This is a genomic window from Mesobacillus subterraneus (assembly GCF_023715485.1).
In the GTDB taxonomy this organism is placed as follows: Bacteria; Bacillota; Bacilli; order Bacillales; family Cytobacillaceae; genus Mesobacillus; species Mesobacillus subterraneus_B.
Genome location: NZ_JAMBOF010000002.1, coordinates 334,733 through 352,864 on the forward strand (window position 1 = coordinate 334,733; position 18,132 = coordinate 352,864).

The window sequence follows — 18,132 nt, forward strand, 5'->3', positions numbered from 1 at the left end:
AAAAAAGCATCGACGAAATTTACGTCGATGCTTTTTCCATTTTACCTTCATTTAATTGGGTGACTAAATCATCGACGATACTTTGCCATGAGTATTGATTAATCGCCAACTCGCGCCCGTTCTGGGACATGAGTTTATACTCAGCATCAGAAATCTTCATCAATTCTCGCACTGCAGCCGCAATACCTTCTGGATTTTCAGGAGGGGCAATTTTACCGCAGTTATAATCTTCGAGAATGGAAGCACTCTCTCCTTCCCCGCAATACAATACTGGTGTGCCAGTAGAGATGGCTGGGAAAATCTTCGACGGTCTAGCACCCTTGAAGAGATCGATATTCCTTAGTGAAACGATGCTGTAATCGGCAACGGAAAACATTCTTGGCATTTCTGATACCGGAACAGCTCCGTAAAAGGTCACATTATCAAGCTGTAGCTCATCCTTCATGGATAATAGCTTTTCCCGTTCCTGTCCATCCCCTACAAAAAGGAAATGGGCGTCCGGTGTACTTTCCTTTAGCAAGGCAGCAGCCTCCAGCACCGAGTCAAGACCCTGTGCATAACCTAGCGTACCTCCATACATAAACACCTTTTTGCCTTGAAGGTTTAACTCCTCAATTAATTCTGAATCCTGCGGCATTGGGCTGAATGTATTGGTATTTACGCCATTTGGCAGCAGGAATACATCTTCGGGATCCTTTCCTTTCCTGATCATATAATCCCTGATTCCATCAGTCGCAGTTGCGATTTTCCATGATTTTTTATAAAGGAAACTCTCCAGCCCCTCAGCCAGACGGATAAATGATTTATTTTTCAGGATACCCAGTTCCACTGCAGACTCTGGCCAAATGTCTGCCACATTAAAGACGAATTTTGCCCTTTTCAGCTTTGCTCCGACATAACCGGTGATTCCCAGGAATAATGGCGGCGAATTACAAATGATCACATCTGTAGGCTTAGATTTTGCTATAGAATAAAATGCACTGAATGTAAAAGAAAAATAAGAAGCAAGCCTCTTCCAAAAGCTGCCCTTTGGCGACGGATAAATCCAGGAGCGGTGAACAGGTATTCCATCCCAATTTTCATATAAATAAAACATTCCCTTGTATTCATCCGGGATGACACCTTTAGGATGATGAGGAAATGCAGTTAAGACTTCCACCTGGTGTCCCCGCTGGATCAATTCTTTACTGACTTCATACACCCTAATTTGGGGCGCACCCGTTTCAGGGGGAAAATGCTGACATAGATAGATAATTCTCATTTTCCCAACTCCATTAAATAAATTTTCAAGATATTTAAAAAATTTGCTGTGTTAAATTTTACTGTTGATTTCCGCTCCGGTCACTCGCTTTCCGCGGGGCGCCCGGTGAGCCGCTAATCCCGCAGGAGTCGAGTTCCCTCCGCTCCAATCATCAGGTGCTGAAAATCAAAAATGATCTTTAACACAGCCAAAAAATTAAAGTCCTTTAATGACTTATTAAGGATCTTTTTTCTTGCAACAACTTGAATTCGGGATCAAATATGCCTTCTTGCCGGCACTTTTTTCTTGCTGTAAATGAATTCCGGTCAACAAACCTATTTCATAGAACTTTCATATAGTTTAACCATATATGCTGCATTATCATTCCAGTCGTAGTTTTGACGGACATGCTCTATGCCTTTCTTCCCCATCCTCAACCGAAGGTCTTTGTCCTTCAACAGCTTTTCAATGGCCGCTGTTAGTTCTTCAGGATTGCCTTGTGGTACGACGAGGCCTGTCTCATTTTCGAGCACAACCTCTCTAAGGCCAGCGACATCGGATACAACGACAGGGATCCCACATGCCATTGCTTCTACTGCTGTAACGCCGAAGCTGTCTTCATAGGAAGGTAATGCAACGATATCCATGCGGTTCATGTATATAGGAACCTCAGTATTAGGAATACGCCCGATAAACTTTACTGCACCGTCAATTTGCAATGTGCGGCAAAGAGCTTTATATTCCTCGCGCATTGGTCCATCTCCAATGAGATGGAGCTCGAGGTTGTCAAACTTGGTCTTTAGGATTGCGAATGCCTTGAATAAATCTCGGAATCCATATATGTCATCAAGTCCCTTTGCAATCCCAATTACCAGTTTCTCTTCATTCCCACCTTCCTTAGGTGAAAAAAGCGACATGTTGACACCAAATGGCGTGACTTCAATCTTTTTATTGGTATACTTGGATGTTTCAGAAGCCATGGTCCTGCTGGTTGAGCAAATGACGTCCGCTTTGTCAAGAGTAAACTCTACGATTCTTCGATTCAGCATACTCTTTGCAGGAAACTTGTAAATATCTGTCCCCCATACTGAGACAAAGAACGGATGATAATTGGCTAGCGCTCCGACAAATCCGTAGCTTGAAATGAAATGTGCATGCAAAATATCTGGCTTTATTTTAGCGAGCAGTTTTTTAAGGGCCAAAACAGCAGGCAAATAGGACAGCTTTCCAGGCAAGAACTTAGGCAATACCAAAGTTTTTACTTCTTTGGCGTTTTCCTCTGAGTAGTGATCCTTAAAGGTAATCACCGTAACGTCAATGCCATGCTCCTTGTAATACATAGCCCATTTGTGCGTATGTGAAGACTTGCCAGGTGAAAATAAAACGACTTTCATGCTATTCGCTCCCAACAAGAGAACTTTTCACTTTTTCAACTCTTGCCAGCCAGGAATGATTTTTCATGAAGGTTTGTTGGATATTTTCCTGATATTGCTCAAGGCTGCCCATCATTTCTTCGATTGCTGCTGCCATTGATTTTTCCTCATCGCCACAGATGATTCCATATCCATTTTCTCCAAGGAAACGTTTCTGTGCATCACAGGCGGTCGCAACAATCGGGAGATTATTGGATAAATATTCAACAAGCTTTACAGGCATTGAAAAGTTCTGGTATTCAGTACACTTGCGCGGGATGAGGGCAAAATCGACCTCTTTATACAATTCATCAAGCTTTTCACCGCTTATGTGCATCACTTTGATTCCCAATTTTGTAAGCTGCTCCTTTTGCTGGGCAGTTAACGATTCATATTCCGGCTGTCTGCAGACAATCGTTAAATCACATCTTTGCTGCTCTCGGTTAATAATATCAAAGGCTCCCAAGAGCAAATCGAAGCCGTAGTCTGCTCCCTTTATGGCCCCTACGTAAATCGCGTGGAACGGTTCTCCATGGCTTTCCTTTTGAGAGAGCTCCACTTTCTTGCCGCCAGGTGGCAAGTCAACCATTGGCCTATCAATGTCCACATACTTCCCCATCTCTAAGCTCGGAAGGAAAATGACATCACAGTACTTTTCATAAAATTTCTCTTCAATTTTATAAATGGATTGCATGATGGTTTTTTTATAGCCCTTGAGCGGATAGATATGGTCAAACTTCCAATAGACATCCCGGTAGAATACCCCAGTTGGAACATTCTTCGATTTTAAAAACTTTAGAATCTGCCGGTCGATAAAAGGATGTTTAGGCTTATGGCCTGGATCTGTCAGCCAAAGTGGGATTGTCTGGTTTTCCATATAGCAAAACCAGAGATTATCCAATGCGCCTGAAGCTAAATGTTCCTGAAACTGCTGGCGCCGTTCTGCCGTTGTCCCGGAAATCAATATCACTTTGACATCATTTAATTTTCCCCATGCCTCAAAAGCCTTTTTCATTTCTAATGGGCGAAGCTTCGATCCGCTATTCGCATCTTTGGCAAGAGCAAAAGGATAATATACAAGTACGGTTTTCATTTTCATTCTCCCCACTGACATTTAGTGGTCTGCTTTAATTTTGTTCACGTGTAGCCAGTATTTCTACAATTTTATCTGCAGCTTTTCCATCACCAAAAACATCCTTGTATTCTGGAGAAACCTGCTTATTAACTGCTTTTACTATCTTAGCAGTGTCTGTACCGACAAGAATATTCGCTTCTGATTCTAGCGTTTCTACCCACTCAGTCTGCTCCCTTACTGTTACACAAGGGACTTTCATGAAGTAAGCTTCCTTTTGTACTCCGCCGGAATCCGTAACGATTTTTTTCGCGTTTGAAACAAGCGTAAGCATATCAAGATATCCTACAGGATCGATTACCTTCAAGCCCGGGACGGAATCTAAATTGATGCCATATGCTGAAAGCTTATGCTTTGTTCGTGGGTGGATCGGCCAAACCTTTGTTTCTTCTATCTGAGCGAAAGCATCCAGGATATTATTCATTTTTTCGATATCATCTGTATTTTCCGCACGATGAATTGTGATTAGGTGATATCCCTTCTTCTCGAGGCTGTTGTCCTCTAGGACAGATGATTTTTCTTCTGCCAGGCCTTGATTGTAAAGAACGGCATCATACATCACATCGCCAATATTATAAACATTTCTAGTGATGTTTTCATTCTTCAGGTTTTCTACCCCTGTGTCGGTAGGACTGAATAAATATTCCGATACATGATCAGTCATGATCCTATTGATTTCTTCAGGCATCTTCTTGTTAAAGCTTCGCAAGCCAGCTTCGATATGTATGACTGGCACATGAAGCTTTGCAGCTACAAGTGAGCCGGCTAGAGTTGAATTTGTATCGCCATAAACCATCAAATAGTCCGGGTTTTCATTAAGGACGATTTCTTCGATTTTAGCCATCATTTCGCCTGTTTGTTTGCCATGATTCCCAGAGCCGACACCTAGATAGTAATCCGGCTTGGGTATGTTGAGCTCATCAAAGAATATGTCAGACATGTTGCTGTCATAATGCTGGCCAGTATGGATAATCAATTCCTCATGAGCTTCTCTTAAAACACGTGAGACAGGAGCAGCTTTAATGAATTGCGGCCTTGCTCCAAGTACAGTTAAAATTTTCATCTCGAACCTTCCTTTATAAGTAATCTTATTTTAAGGATTTCCTAAACCTGATAAAAACCTTCGTTAAAATACGTAAAGGAGCGAATCCGCTCCTAAACGTTCAATCCTGGATAAAAATCCATTCTATAACAGTTCACGCTCGTCAACCATGCGGACGAATTTAGCCGGTACACCCTTGATTAGTGTCTTTGGCTCTGTATTTTTCGTTACAAGCGCGCCAGCGGCGATGAACGTTTCTTCTTCTACTACAATTCCCGGCAGAAGAATTGACGCACCGCCTACACGCGCACCCTTCTTTACAGTTGCACCTTTGATTTTATCGAATCGCTCTTCCGTTCTTCCCATAAAGTTGTCATTCGTAGTTGTCACGCAAGGAGCAATGAAGACTTGCTCTTCCAATGTGGTATAAGCAGTGATATACGAATTGGACTGGATTTTTGTACGATCGCCAATCTTCACGAAGTTCTCGACTGTAACTCCACGGCCGACAATGACGTAATTGCCAATCTCTACATTTTCACGGACACTTGCAAGGTCTGCAACTAAAGTATTTGATCCAATTGTAGCCCCACGGTAGATGACAGCATTGGCTCCGATAGTAACACCTTCACCAAGCTCTAGCGCAGGAATCGAGTCAGATAATTTCACAGTACTCGTTTTTGCAGGCTTTGGCGGTTTCCCAAGGACCGCTCCATCTGCAACAGTAGTATCATCGCCAATTACAGTTCCCTCATGAACTGTAACACGGTTTCCGATAACAACATTTTTTCCGAGCTTAACATCTTTTTCAATTACAGAAAAATAACCAACCTTTACAGTTTCATCCAGTACAGCCGATTGATCGATAAAATTCATAAAAGGCTCTCCCTTAACATGGTTTTATAGTTTAATGTATTTGTTTGGCTTTTCAATATCTTTAAGAGCATTTCGAGTGTCAAAAATAACCTTGCTTTCGCGTGCGATCATTTCATAATCGAAATCAGTGTGATCTGTAGTTACCATTACAAGGTCTGCAGCATTTAATAATTCTTTTGTAAGAGCTACAGTTTCAACTTTTGCACCACAAGATTTAAATGAAGCAACATATGGGTCAACAACTGTATAGTCTGCACCATGCTGGTTCAAAAGCTCGACAATTTTTAATACCGGGGATTCGCGCACATCGTCAATGTCCTTCTTGTACGCTACACCAAGGATAACTACTTTAGCTCCGCGCAGTGCTTTTCCATCCTCGTTCAATACCTGCATAGAACGAGTGATAACGTATTCCGGCATGCTGTTGTTGATTTCTCCGGCAAGCTCGATCAAGCGAGTGTGGTAGTTATATTCACGAGCTTTCCAAGTCAGATAGAAAGGATCGATCGGGATACAGTGACCGCCAAGCCCTGGTCCTGGATAGAAGGCCATGAATCCGTATGGTTTTGTTTTAGCTGCATCAATTACTTCCCAGACATCAATGCCCATTTTTTCGCACAAAATAGCCATTTCGTTTGCAAGCGCAATATTGATATGACGGAATGTATTTTCAAAAATCTTTTCCATTTCAGCAATAGCAGGACTGGATACTTCGAATACATCACCCTCAAGAACATTGCGATACAGTGCAGACGCAACCTTTGTACAGTTCTCAGTGATTCCGCCAACGACTTTAGGAGTGTTCTTCGTTTTGAATTCTTTGTTACCTGGGTCAACACGCTCAGGTGAATAAGCAATGAAAACAGTTTCTCCTGTAACTAGTCCTTTTTCCTCTAAAGCAGGCTTAACAATTTCTTCCGTTGTTCCTGGATAAGTAGTTGATTCAAGAACAACAAGCATTCCCTCGTGCGCATACTTCGCGATTTCTCTTGAAGAACTTTCAACATACGATGTATCTGGCTGTTGATAGACATCCAATGGAGTAGGTACGCAAATCGCTACTGCGTCCACTTCCTGGATCATTGCATAATCAGTGGTAGCAACAAGCATTCCTTGCTTGATCATATCAGCAAGATCCTGGTCGACAACATCCCCAATATAGTTAACACCCATGTTCACTTGCTCTACACGAGCAGCCTGTACGTCAAAACCAATAACTTTATAACCAGCTTTTGCTTTCTCAACAGCTAATGGCAGGCCGACATAGCCTAATCCAACTACTCCGATTACCGCTTCTTTATTTTCAATCTTCTTTGTAAGAGTTTCATAATGGCTCATTTTAAGTTCTCCTTTATTGTAGTACTACTTTTTTTCCGGTTTCTGCTGATTCCAGGATTGCAAGGATCAGCTTTACAGGTGCAAGGCCATCTTCCCCAGTCACAATCGGGTTTCTTTCCTGGTTAATTGCTACAATCATATCTTCAATAATACACTGATGGCCTGGCTTTCCAAAAGGATTTCCCTTGACCCTGTCAGCGAGCGACTTTGAGTCTTCCTCAGTAGTATCTTCAAAATTCCATGTTTCAATGAAATTTGCTGTCTTGCCGCTTACCTTAGCAGACCCCGTTTCCCCGAAAATTGCCAGGGACTCTTCTAGGTTTTGCGGATAAACTGTTGTAGCAGCTTCGATTACACCTAATGCGCCGTTTTTGAATTGGACAATTGCCGCTGCAACATCTTCAGTCTCTATTTTTCGCAGGCGGGTTGCTGCCATTGCCTGGACGGATTCAACAGGGCCCATCAGCCAGAGCATAAGGTCTAAATCATGAATCGCCTGGTTCATTAATACCCCGCCGTCAAATTCCTTCGTTCCACGCCATTCAGCTTGATTATAATATGCCTGGTTGCGATTCCAGCGGACTGTTGCGTTTGCATGGCTTAAAGTACCGAATGAACCACTATCCATCTTTTCCTTTAACGCCTGGATTGCTGGACGGAATCGGTTCGGGTGGACGACCGCCAGCTTAACACCGTGCTGTTCCGCGTCTTTCAGCATACTTTCTGCATCCTCTAATTTAAGTGCCATTGGCTTTTCAACAATGATATGGCGCTTGTGCTCAGCCACGATTTTGGTCAATCTTGCATGAAGGCCGGATGGCACGCATATATTGACTACATCAATATCCGGATTTTCTGCAAGCAATTGGCCGAGGTCAGTGTATTTTTTGACACCATCGCCTGCTTCCTCAAGCCTATCTGGATTAGTATCGCAAATTGCAAACAGATTTGCGCCTTCTGTTTTTTCAATTGCTTCAATATGTTTCTTGGCTATATGCCCCATGCCTACTACCGCAAAATTAATCAAGGTAAAAATCCTCCCGCACTTATATTTAATTCACAATTCTAAAAATGTAACGTAAAGAAAACGCCCCCTAATATATGGCGGCGCTTTCCCCACTAATTATTTACCATAAAATTCGGCAATTTTCGCCACAACATATTCTTGCTGTTCCGTTTTCAACTCAGGGAACATCGGAAGAGAAATAGCTTCTCTAGCGGCCTTTTCAGTTTCAGGCAGGTCGCCTTCCTTGTATCCAAGATCTGCAAACACAGGCTGGATATGAAGAGGAAGTGGATAGTATACCATGGTCGCTACTCCCTGTTCTTTCAAGTAGTTCTGTAGCTCATCACGATTTTCAACACGCAATGTATACTGGTGGAACACGTGATAGTTGCCTTCTTTTTCAACAGGGGTTACTACTAAATCACCCAGTTTTTCTTTAAGTAACGAAGTATATGTGCTTGCTTTTTCCCTTCTCAAGTCACTCCATCTATCAAGATGAGGGAATTTGACATTAAGAACAGCTGCTTGCAATTCATCAAGACGGCTATTATAACCAAGAACATGATGATAATATTTCGGCTTGCTGCCATGTACCCGGATAACACGGGACTTTTCAGCGATGTCAGCATCGTCAGTGACAACCATACCACCGTCACCATATGCACCAAGATTCTTTGTTGGGAAGAAGCTGTAAGTAGCCGCAGTGCCAAGCTCTCCAACAGATTTGCCGTTATGCTTCGCGCCAATTGCCTGTGCAGCATCTTCTACTACTCCAAGATTGTGCTTCTTTGCAATCTCGGCAATCCTTTCCATATCTGCCATTTGACCATACAAGTGGACAGGAATGATTGCTTTTGTTTTTTCTGTAATCGCTGCTTCAATTTTTTTCGGATCAATATTGAAGGTTACCGGATCAATATCAACATATACCGGCTTAGCTCCTGCACGTGCAATTGCTCCACCTGTCGCAAAGAAAGTGAAAGCAGTAGTGATGACTTCATCTCCAGGTCCAACGCCCATAGCCTGTAATGCAATATGTATAGCGTCACTTCCGTTACCGCACCCGATACCATGTGCCACATTACTATATTTAGCTACATCTTCTTCTAATTTTTTTACATTATCTCCAAGAATGAAACGCGAAGATCCCATTACCTGGTCCAATACTTCCAATACTTCTGATCTTAATTCCTGGTATTGCTCACTAAGGTCTAACATAGGTACTTTCATTTGTTTACCTCCACGCTATATGAATGTATTGAAAATCACGTCTTAGTTTAACACATTTTATAAAAAATCATTAATTAGACATTTGAATATTTCAGGTTATTTTAGCCGATGTTCAGAAATCCGTAATTTATATGTATAAATCAGGAATCAGGGGAAATAATAACCTTGTAAAAATGAAAGAGACCGTTTGTGCGTCTGCCACACAAACGGCATATTCAGTTATTCCTGCCATATGACCCTTTTCGAGTCATTTTTTTATAAATCGTTAAAAATGGTCTGTATCGCTCATGGACGAGCCCGATTACTTCAGCAATGACTTCGGTTATGACAAGAAGCCCGAAAATGATGAAGATCGTGCCCCACATAGTGGACTCTGATAAAATTAGCGCACTGATTCCGAAAAGGATTCCAAACGCATAAATTAAAAGTACAGTATTTCGGTGCGACAACCCAAGAGCTAATAGACGGTGATGCAAATGCGACTTATCCGGTGATGAAATAGGCCTGTTGTTTGCTATCCTGCGGATAATCGCGAACGTTGTATCGAATACCGGCACGCCAAGAATGATGACCGGTACGATAAAACTAAATAACGTAACGCTCTTATATAAACCAAGTAACGACAAAATCGAAATGCAGTATCCGAGAAACAATGCCCCTGTGTCACCCATGAAAATTTTCGCTGGATGAAAATTATAAAAGAGGAATCCAATTATACTGCCAATCAGGATAAGCGAGAACGTAAAAATCAGCGGTGCCCCAGCTATTCCTGCCATCACAGCAATTGTCGCAATCCCTATTGCGGAAATCCCTGCAGAAAGCCCATCCAATCCATCAATTAAATTGATGGCATTCGTAAACGCTACAATCCAAAAGATTGTAATGGGATAACTCAAAATGCCCAACTCGAAATTCCCCACATATGGAATCGTCAAAAGTTCCACAGTCAGTCCACTGAAGACGATTAAACTCGCTACAAGGATCTGTCCTGCAAATTTAATCTTTGCCGATAGCTCATACTTATCATCAAGCATTCCAAGGATCACAATTAAAATCGCTCCAACCGTTATGGCCGTAACCTTCTCATTGTATAGTCCGCCAGCAAAATAACCAGCTGCGGCGCCAATAAAAATCGCCAGGCCTCCTAAACGCGGCATGACTTTTTCATGGACTTTGCGGTAATTCGGTTTATCAACTGCTCCAATTTTTATCGCTAATTTTATTACTAACGGTGTTACAACCAGGACTGTGACCAAGGAGACAAAAAAAGCAATAAACGCTTGAATGTACATATAATTAATCACCTGTTGTATCAGTTTGTTTTATCCTTCCCAATCCATTCATATCGTAACACATTTACTTATTTAAGCAACGATTTTTTAAATGGAACCCGGGTGTTTGGTTTTCTTCTTCTTCTTCTCCTGGAAAGCCTCTCTTTTCTTTCCCCTAAATGATTCGTTTCAAACAACAATAGTATAGACGTCGGATATTCGGAAAAGTTTCAAGATATGGTCTCGACTTTTCTATAATTAATCCCACAGTTTTAACTTTAGACGAAATTTGTCGAATTAGCCATTTCATACGAGTTAAATTTGCCATCGAAGTTTTCATTTTCGTAACTTTTATTACTTTAATGTTGCAACTGCGCATACAACCTCCTTAGAAAAGGGAGGTTTGAGACGACAAACTCGAGGAAAATCGAGCTTGTCTACAGTCTTTTGGGGTTGTAGGGGAAATGTGGCTCCTCGTCGCAAGCTCCTGCGGGGTCTCACTTCTCCAGCTGATCCCGCAGGACATTGATTGAGCTTCATCGGGCCTGCCCACGCGCACGAGGGAAATGCGTTAGCATTTTCGGAGGAGTCTGCGCGCCTTCCACTCCAATCAACAGGTCTTCTAAAAGTAGCGTGGAACTATACCAAAGTCTATTTTAAAATAGATATTTATGACTTGGTGAAGGATGTGTAATTTGAAAAAGGCCGCCCAAGCATAAACACTGTTGAGAAGTGGGGCACTTTATCATGGAATCCATAACCCAAAAACTAGCGATGGCTAGGTTTATTTCTACTTCCGCAATGGTTTGGCGCATGGAGCGAATTCCAAATTTATATTGAAAAAAAGCATGACATGCGTTGGACGACCCTCAGGGGATTAAAAAAATTGTCCATGCAGGCGATGCTTACTTTTGCTGCCTTGAATCTTATAAAGATAGCCGACATGGAGAGGTCCGGCAATGGCTTAGAAACTGAAGCTAAGAGGATTCTATCCTCATGTATAAACCCTATGATGTCTAAATCTTTTCAAGGTCTAACTTCTTATTATATTCATCCAATATGTATTTAACTTTAAATGTTTGTAAATTTGTGTTAAAAATATTTAATAAGTATTATAAGGAAGTGATTAATTGAAGGTTCATTTTGATAAACCATTTTTGACCCGCACTATTATCTTAATTTTCTTCATAGCCATCGCATGGACCTTAAAAACGGTCTACTTCGTCCATGAATTGGAGCTTAGCCCGCATAAGAAATTTATCTTAATTTCTTCCATCGGGTTCAGCCTGGTTCTGGTCAGCTTGTTGGCTTCAAAGAGATCAAAGCTTCACATAACCGCTGCTTTTTCATTGTATTTAGTCGTTAATCTTTTGTTTTATGCTGATGTGGTTTATGAGAGATATTACGATTCAATCCTTCATATTGAATTAGCAGGGCAGGCTAATCAGATTGGCGATGTGTTCAGCTCGGTCATTACCCTGATGTATACAACTGATTTCTTGTATTGGATAGACATCCCTTTCACCCTGGCAGGTTTTATTTGGTATAACAGGAAGCAGGCTGTAGATAACAGACCGTTGCTTTCAGCGATATTTATGAGTTCAGGCATCGCCGCGCTTCTTTTTACAGCTTTCTTTCCGTTAAAAGCCACATTCTCTGATCAGTACATGGTCTCTTTGACAGGGATCATTCCAGCTCACATCTATACTGTGCATAACTCACTGTACGAAGCTACCCTTGCTGGCGAAGTTGTAAGCGAAAACTCTGCCAAAGTCCTTGAGATTAAGAGCGAGTTCAAAAAAAATCAGACCCTCCAGAAAACTTCACCATATTTCGGGAAATTCGAAGGCAAGAATGTCATCATGGTACAGGCAGAGTCCTTAAATACTTTCCCAGTCGGCCTTGAGGTAGATGGGTTCGAAATAACCCCTAATATGAATGAGCTTATTTCCATCAGCCAGTACTACCCAAACACTTACCTGCAGATTGGGCGAGGAAATACATCAGACGCGGAGTTCGTTGCTAATAACTCCATATATCCGATGGCTCCCAAAGGGATCTATCAAGGCTATCCGCAAAATAACTTTCTTTCGTTAGGCAAGACTCTGAAAGACATTGGCTATGTTACAACAGCGGCTCATGGCAATTCTCCTGACTTCTGGAATCGTCAAGAAGCCTATAAAAAACAAGGATATCAAACCTTTTATCACAAAGATCATCCCTCAATAAAAAAAGATGAAATTATAGGGATGGGAATATCAGATGAAAGCATATTTAAACAAATGATGGATTTACACAAAACAATAGATGGTCCTTTTTATAATTTCATCGTCACCCTGACCAATCACCGCCCTTTTGTTTTACCGGAAGAATACCAATACCTAGATCTCCCTGAAAAATTCAAAGATACGGCAACAGGTCATTATCTGCAAAGCGTTTATTATTTTGATCAGGCCCTTGGAAAATTCATTGAGGATTTGAAGAAGGAAGGTATATGGGAGGATACAATTTTTGTGATGTATGGTGACCATTACGGACCAATACCAAAGGATGAAAAAGAAATTAAAAAGCTGCTGAATGTTACTTTTAATGAAAAAGAGCGCTTCAGAGTGCCTCTGATCATCCATCATCCAGGCCAAACTAAGGGAATGGTAAATGAGATCGTGGCAAGCCAAATGGACATATATCCCACAATCACCTCTTTATTAGGAATCGAAAGACCATTAGTCCAATTCGGAAAAGCATTGGACGTGAAACAAGAGGGGTTTGCCGGATTTGCCTACGAAACAACAAGGTATAGCTTCTATACTGACGACTTTAATTATGTCGCCTCCCACGATGGCACATTCGAGTCTGGAAAGTGCATTGACAATAACACGAACGAAGAAACTGATATAGAAGCATGCAGGCCAGGCTTCAACAAACTATTCAAGGATATCGAGGCTTCAAGCTTCATGCTGGAAAATAATTTAATACCCACCATGACAAAATAAAAAAGCATCTTTCTCGATGCTTTTTTATTTTGCAATTCTATGCTTCGCAATAAAGGCAAGAGCCACTCCGTAAAAGAACCACATAGGCCAGAAGTAAAATAAACTGCTCGGACCAAGACAGGCGATCACAAAGCCAATATAACTCAGCAGCAGCGATAAAGCCAGGTGTCCATTACTCTTTTCAAACCGGTAGATAGAGAATAGCTTCACGACAATGAAAATGAAGAATGCAACATACCCTGCAAATATCATCAGTCCGTAGCTGCTTAATACTTCAAGCCACCAGTTATGCGGGTTCGTAAAACCACTGGTATTAAATCTGTATGGATCAATATGTTCTGGAAAGTTACCTGGTCCCACCCCAAGCATAAACGATTGGAACGTTGCATAGAGTCCATTCAAATAAAGATTAAACCGGTGGGAAGCTGATCCGCGGCCTTCTCTTATCCCTTCGAATAAATCAATATTCACAAGAGCCGGAAGTACAAACCAGGCTATGGCACCAATTAAAATTGGGCTTGAAACTAACGCTAGTCTTACACCCTTTTTCACCTGCTTGAATTGGGCGAGTAACACAAATGCGACTACCTGCAGAAAAATCGCAATCAGACTCAATCTTGCATCATTCATATAGTTAATTCCCACAATCGCAAGGATTGCAAGAAGATTAATCAGCTTAATCGATATCGGCCTGCTCAATAGTCTTGTTAAAAAGAATGGAAGGACAAGAACCAAAAACACTGATAAGTCATTTTCATTATAAAAGAATGCAGTGGCTCTTCGTATATCCAGTTCAACGAATCTTTCTGCCTCAATTACATATCTCGAGGTTGGCAGGTGGATACCGAACGCAAGCTCAAGCAAAGCAATCAAAACAATACCTGCTCCCACCAGCCACAGCGATGCAGATACCCATGAATCATATATCTTTTGCAACAGATAAATCAAAACCACTATCAACAGGATAAACAGGAAGAAATAATATAGCTCCTTGATTGCCGCAGCTTTATTAAACGACCAGGTAATAGCCATCGCTCCGTAGTAAAACCATATTCCCAGGAATATCAAAGGAAACTTTATGCCCGATATATTCAGAACATCTTTTTTTAAAATCAGCCTGTAGATCATTATGGCAAAAACTGATAGGATGGCCATTCTTAACAATGTCATTCTCAGAGGTCCGATGGGTATATTGATAAAGAAAGAATCTAAAAAGATTAAAGCTAATATACCCAAGTACGCTGTAAGTTTCCAATTCATGATTTATACCTCTATTAAAGACTATTATAAACTTCTACTATTTTTTCAACGATCACTTCTTCGCTGAACCTGTCTTCACAATCTTTGCGGATTGCTTCAGGATTATACATATAGTAATGATTATATAAATGCTGCATTGCCCGGCTCAATTCTTCGACATTATCCACCGGGACAAGAATTCCGTTCTTTTCATTTACAATAAATTCAGGTCCGCCAGATTTTGTTGAAATGACAGGCTTACCACTGGCAAGTGCCTCGATAAGAACGACCCCAAACGTTTCAAACTTGCTGGCTAAAACGAAGGCATCACACTGATGCATCTGCTCAATAACCTGATGGCGGTCAATCCTTCCCAAAAATTGGACTTGTGACTCAACTCCCAGCTTCTTTGCCAGTTCCACCAGCTCATCTTTCTGCTGGCCGTCGCCGCCGATCAGCAGATCAAATTCTTCACCTTTAAAAGCCTTAGCAAAGCTCTTGATCAAAATATCCATGCCCTTATTTGGTGTCAAGAATGCCAAAGAGAAAAACCTGAACCTGTCTTTTCCTTTATCTTTCCGGCGATTCATTTGAAAAGCCCTATAGTCAACAATATTGGGAATTTCAAGGATTGGCTTATCCGTATATTTTTGCATTTCCTTTTTCAGGCTTGGCCCCACAGAAATGATTGTGCCAGCTTGTCTGAGAGCCTTCGTAATTTCATTCTTCTCATATGGCTTGAGCAAGCCTCTTACCAGCTTGCTTGAATGCTCGGTAATAACTAGAGGGATATTTTCTTCCTTGGCAATCTTCGCAGCTGCCCAGCCACCCCACAGAGCAGAATGAGCGTGGATGATATCAGGTTTCCCTTCTCTCTGTACCATTTCTTTGAAGAGCTTTTTCAGCCGGCTATAGTAAACGAACGCATTTGAGAATGGCACTCGGGCTGGCAGCGGATTATAGGTTTTAAAACGATAAATATTTAAACCGTCTTCCTCCCTGACCTGCACACCCTGTTTCCAGCCGCTTTTATAAGCGCGAAGCGTCCTTATCTCCGGATATAGCACAGTAACCTCGCAGCCAAATTTCTTTAATGCGATGGCCTGCTCTTTAAAAAAGATGCCAAGGATTTTATTTTCTTCTGTCGGATACCATGAAGGGATGATCAAGACTTTCTTGTTCATGTCCTCATCCTTTTTCTGATTATTTTCTTATATGCTTCTATATCTTCTTTTTGAAGGATGATAAACTTGCTATACTGCAAGCCCGTTTCCCTCTTGAAAAGCACCATCTTTATCAATGTACTCAAACTATAAGTAACAGATGTACTGATCGCCGACCCTGCAATTCCGATTTTAGGAATGAGCAAAAAGTTGAGTACAATGTTTGAAACAACAGTAAAAATTGATGTGTACATATTTAATTCTGGTTTTCCCCTTCCAGCAAGGTCATTAGACAAGATACGGTCTACGGAAAAGAGGATAATCCCTGGCAATAACATTTTTAGTATATCCGAACTTTTATCGTAAGCCTCTCCAAAGAGCAGGCCAAAAATCAAATCACTTGCAATGTAAAAAGCAATCCCGCCTATAACCGAGAAAAACAAGACATTCCTGCTGATAGCGCCAGTAAGCTTGTTCTTGCTCTCATTATCTTTTGAAGAAGAAATAACGGGATAAAGCACGGAGGAAATCGCTTGAGATACAATCCAAAGCTTTTCCGCAATTGTGACAGCAACTCCGTATAGACCTACTGCGGCTGGAGTCAAGAACATTGAGATAAGGAACATATCAGCTCTGTAGTTAATAAAAGAAAGGACATTGCTGAAATGCGCTTTGTAGCCAAAAGAGAATGAATCCATAAAGTAAGGCTTGGAAACATTCCCGCTGAACAAGGTAATGTTTAGCCTTTTCCTTAAGAAATACAACGTTAGAATAAACTGGGCAAGCACTCCTATGGTGAATGAAAATACTGTTCCAACTAGTCCTGTTTTTAACAACAGCAATAATAAAGCTAAAGTAATCAATGCGACTAATTGCCTTATGAGAGCCAAGGTATTAAAGGATTTGAAATCCTGCACTCCCTGGAAAAGGACAAGATAAAAATCATTAAGCATCAACAAAGGCATTATGATCAAGATGCTGAATAAATACGGCTGCGGAACCCCAGCGAAAAACTTGTCCGATGCAAAATACACAACCAAAGCTCCGCTGATTATGGCTGCAATGCTTAAAATAAAGCCGGAGGCAGTATTTGTCTTAATGATATCCTTCATATCATACTTTTTCTGGCCTATATAATAAACACTTGCCGAACCTACACCAAAGTTCAGCAATGTCATAAGGGTTGTAGGCAGGAGGACGATCAACTGATACATCCCATTCCCCTCAGGCCCCAGGACCCTGGCAATAATAACTGAAGCCAGCAACCCCAGTAGAATTCCAGATACCTGCCTGGACAAGGTAACGAGGGTATTTTTAAAAAACGTTTTTGAACTACTCATTTAAACACCTTCTATATAATAGAAACATTTACTTTTGTGATTCAGACCTTCTCGCGTTCAAGACATATTTCCAGAAAACAAGGATGAGAAGCATCAATTGGAAGCCGAAAGCCCCGCCTAAAAGGATATTTCTCAGAAGATTATTGGATGATGCGGTTGTTGTTATACTGTCTTTTTTAAGCTCTGGTTCTTCAAGTAATTTTAATTCATACTCAGCTTCTTTAAGATCTGCATAATAGCGCGGCAATTTTTCTTCTTTCAACATTAAAATTTCAGTATATCGGTTTAGGTTTTCTTCATTTTTCTCTGTAGAACTAATCTCTCTATAAGTATCAATTAACTGCTCCGTTTTTTCTACTTTTGCTTTAAGTGCTTTAGTATAATCATCCCACACGCCTTTTTGTTCGTTGTAACGCTCTTTGAGGTCAGCTTCATATTTTGCCGCTGCCTCTATCAGTTCAGATTCAACTGTGTTTTTATCTGGTCCAGAAAGACTCAGTGAAATTAAGAAAGGCTCAACAATTTTAACATCAAAAGAGGCCCTAAGGTTTTCAGGAAGCCCCTCTTTATATTCACCTGAGATCAAACCTGGCTTTGAAAGCTTATCATTTTCACCATTACCAGTAAACACAACTGCTTTTGACGTATAACTCGGTGTTCTTGTAAAGCTAAATGCTGCACCAGCAATCATAAAAAGAATAGTGGCTAAAATTAACAGCAACTTCTTATCCCAAATGAATTTGAAGTAATCGTAAACTGGGTATTTGTGATCGTTCATATACTCGCAATTCTCCTTATTGACTAAATTAATTTCTCACATAATAGCATGATACCACAGCAGGAAAATTAA

14 protein-coding genes and 2 pseudogenes are annotated in these 18,132 nt (G+C 41.1%); 2 read left to right on the forward strand and 14 right to left on the reverse strand.

Annotated features, from left to right (window positions below; translation table 11 throughout):
- Positions 1–19 precede the first annotated feature (19 nt).
- The 10 genes and pseudogenes from M3204_RS04230 to M3204_RS23980 all read right to left on the reverse strand — a co-directional run.
- Positions 20–1,261 (reverse strand): glycosyltransferase family 4 protein, encoded by a 1,242-nt coding sequence (locus M3204_RS04230; protein ID WP_251478860.1) that lies wholly within the window; start codon positions 1,259–1,261, stop codon positions 20–22.
- 314 nt (positions 1,262–1,575) lie between these two features.
- Entirely contained in the window at positions 1,576–2,634 is a 1,059-nt protein-coding gene (locus M3204_RS04235; protein WP_251478863.1) for a glycosyltransferase, read from the reverse strand.
- A 1-nt stretch (position 2,635) separates the two neighbouring features.
- Positions 2,636–3,745, reverse strand: coding sequence for a glycosyltransferase (locus tag M3204_RS04240; protein ID WP_251478865.1), 1,110 nt, complete (start codon positions 3,743–3,745; stop codon positions 2,636–2,638).
- A gap of 34 nt (positions 3,746–3,779) precedes the next feature.
- Positions 3,780–4,847, reverse strand: coding sequence for a non-hydrolyzing UDP-N-acetylglucosamine 2-epimerase (gene wecB / locus M3204_RS04245; RefSeq protein WP_251478867.1), 1,068 nt, complete (start codon positions 4,845–4,847; stop codon positions 3,780–3,782).
- 123 nt (positions 4,848–4,970) lie between these two features.
- Complete coding sequence (locus M3204_RS04250) at positions 4,971–5,702, reverse strand: N-acetyltransferase (protein ID WP_251478869.1); 732 nt, start codon at positions 5,700–5,702, stop codon at positions 4,971–4,973.
- Between the two features lie 24 nt (positions 5,703–5,726).
- A complete protein-coding gene (locus tag M3204_RS04255; RefSeq protein WP_251478871.1) occupies positions 5,727–7,040 on the reverse strand; it encodes a nucleotide sugar dehydrogenase in 1,314 nt (437 codons plus the stop codon).
- A 13-nt stretch (positions 7,041–7,053) separates the two neighbouring features.
- Entirely contained in the window at positions 7,054–8,067 is a 1,014-nt protein-coding gene (locus M3204_RS04260; protein ID WP_251478874.1) for a Gfo/Idh/MocA family protein, read from the reverse strand.
- A gap of 96 nt (positions 8,068–8,163) precedes the next feature.
- Positions 8,164–9,276 carry a DegT/DnrJ/EryC1/StrS family aminotransferase gene (locus M3204_RS04265; protein WP_251478875.1) on the reverse strand — a complete coding sequence of 371 codons (1,113 nt, stop codon included), beginning with the start codon at positions 9,274–9,276 and terminating at the stop codon, positions 8,164–8,166.
- Between the two features lie 215 nt (positions 9,277–9,491).
- Positions 9,492–10,568, reverse strand: coding sequence for an MraY family glycosyltransferase (locus M3204_RS04270; RefSeq protein ID WP_251478876.1), 1,077 nt, complete (start codon positions 10,566–10,568; stop codon positions 9,492–9,494).
- Between the two features lie 702 nt (positions 10,569–11,270).
- A pseudogene (locus tag M3204_RS23980) lies at positions 11,271–11,392 on the reverse strand (transposase); the annotation flags it as partial.
- Between M3204_RS23980 and M3204_RS23985 the strand changes: the two are divergent.
- Both M3204_RS23985 and M3204_RS04280 read left to right on the forward strand, forming a co-directional pair.
- Positions 11,386–11,616: pseudogene (locus M3204_RS23985) on the forward strand (hypothetical protein); the annotation flags it as partial. The pseudogenes M3204_RS23980 and M3204_RS23985 overlap by 7 nt on opposite strands.
- Positions 11,617–11,677: 61 nt before the next feature.
- Positions 11,678–13,540 carry an LTA synthase family protein gene (locus M3204_RS04280; RefSeq protein WP_251478877.1) on the forward strand — a complete coding sequence of 621 codons (1,863 nt, stop codon included), beginning with the start codon at positions 11,678–11,680 and terminating at the stop codon, positions 13,538–13,540.
- 24 nt (positions 13,541–13,564) lie between these two features.
- On the opposite strand, the gene M3204_RS04285 is transcribed toward M3204_RS04280, so the two are convergent.
- The 4 genes from M3204_RS04285 to M3204_RS04300 are packed head-to-tail and all read right to left on the reverse strand — an operon-like array spanning position 13,565 to position 18,060.
- A complete protein-coding gene (locus M3204_RS04285; RefSeq protein WP_251478879.1) occupies positions 13,565–14,800 on the reverse strand; it encodes an O-antigen ligase family protein in 1,236 nt (411 codons plus the stop codon).
- 14 nt (positions 14,801–14,814) lie between these two features.
- Positions 14,815–15,963, reverse strand: a complete 1,149-nt coding sequence (locus tag M3204_RS04290; RefSeq protein ID WP_251478881.1) for a glycosyltransferase — start codon at positions 15,961–15,963, stop codon at positions 14,815–14,817.
- Positions 15,960–17,282: a flippase gene (locus M3204_RS04295; protein ID WP_251478883.1), complete on the reverse strand. Its 1,323-nt coding sequence runs from the start codon at positions 17,280–17,282 to the stop codon at positions 15,960–15,962. Before M3204_RS04295 ends, M3204_RS04290 begins: the two co-directional genes overlap by 4 nt.
- 28 nt (positions 17,283–17,310) lie before the next feature.
- Positions 17,311–18,060: a Wzz/FepE/Etk N-terminal domain-containing protein gene (locus M3204_RS04300; RefSeq protein ID WP_251478886.1), complete on the reverse strand. Its 750-nt coding sequence runs from the start codon at positions 18,058–18,060 to the stop codon at positions 17,311–17,313.
- Positions 18,061–18,132: the final 72 nt, after the last annotated feature.

Coding starts and splice junctions, on each gene's coding strand:
- M3204_RS04235 (WP_251478863.1), bottom strand. CDS start 2,634: ATGAAAGTCGTTTTATTTTCACCTGGCAAGTCTTCACATACGCACAAA.
- M3204_RS04290 (WP_251478881.1), bottom strand. CDS start 15,963: ATGAACAAGAAAGTCTTGATCATCCCTTCATGGTATCCGACAGAAGAA.
- M3204_RS04270 (WP_251478876.1), bottom strand. CDS start 10,568: ATGTACATTCAAGCGTTTATTGCTTTTTTTGTCTCCTTGGTCACAGTC.
- M3204_RS04285 (WP_251478879.1), bottom strand. CDS start 14,800: ATGAATTGGAAACTTACAGCGTACTTGGGTATATTAGCTTTAATCTTT.
- M3204_RS04300 (WP_251478886.1), bottom strand. CDS start 18,060: ATGAACGATCACAAATACCCAGTTTACGATTACTTCAAATTCATTTGG.
- M3204_RS04250 (WP_251478869.1), bottom strand. CDS start 5,702: ATGAATTTTATCGATCAATCGGCTGTACTGGATGAAACTGTAAAGGTT.
- M3204_RS04265 (WP_251478875.1), bottom strand. CDS start 9,276: ATGAAAGTACCTATGTTAGACCTTAGTGAGCAATACCAGGAATTAAGA.
- M3204_RS04230 (WP_251478860.1), bottom strand. CDS start 1,261: ATGAGAATTATCTATCTATGTCAGCATTTTCCCCCTGAAACGGGTGCG.
- M3204_RS04255 (WP_251478871.1), bottom strand. CDS start 7,040: ATGAGCCATTATGAAACTCTTACAAAGAAGATTGAAAATAAAGAAGCG.
- M3204_RS04295 (WP_251478883.1), bottom strand. CDS start 17,282: ATGAGTAGTTCAAAAACGTTTTTTAAAAATACCCTCGTTACCTTGTCC.
- M3204_RS04240 (WP_251478865.1), bottom strand. CDS start 3,745: ATGAAAACCGTACTTGTATATTATCCTTTTGCTCTTGCCAAAGATGCG.
- wecB (WP_251478867.1), bottom strand. CDS start 4,847: ATGAAAATTTTAACTGTACTTGGAGCAAGGCCGCAATTCATTAAAGCT.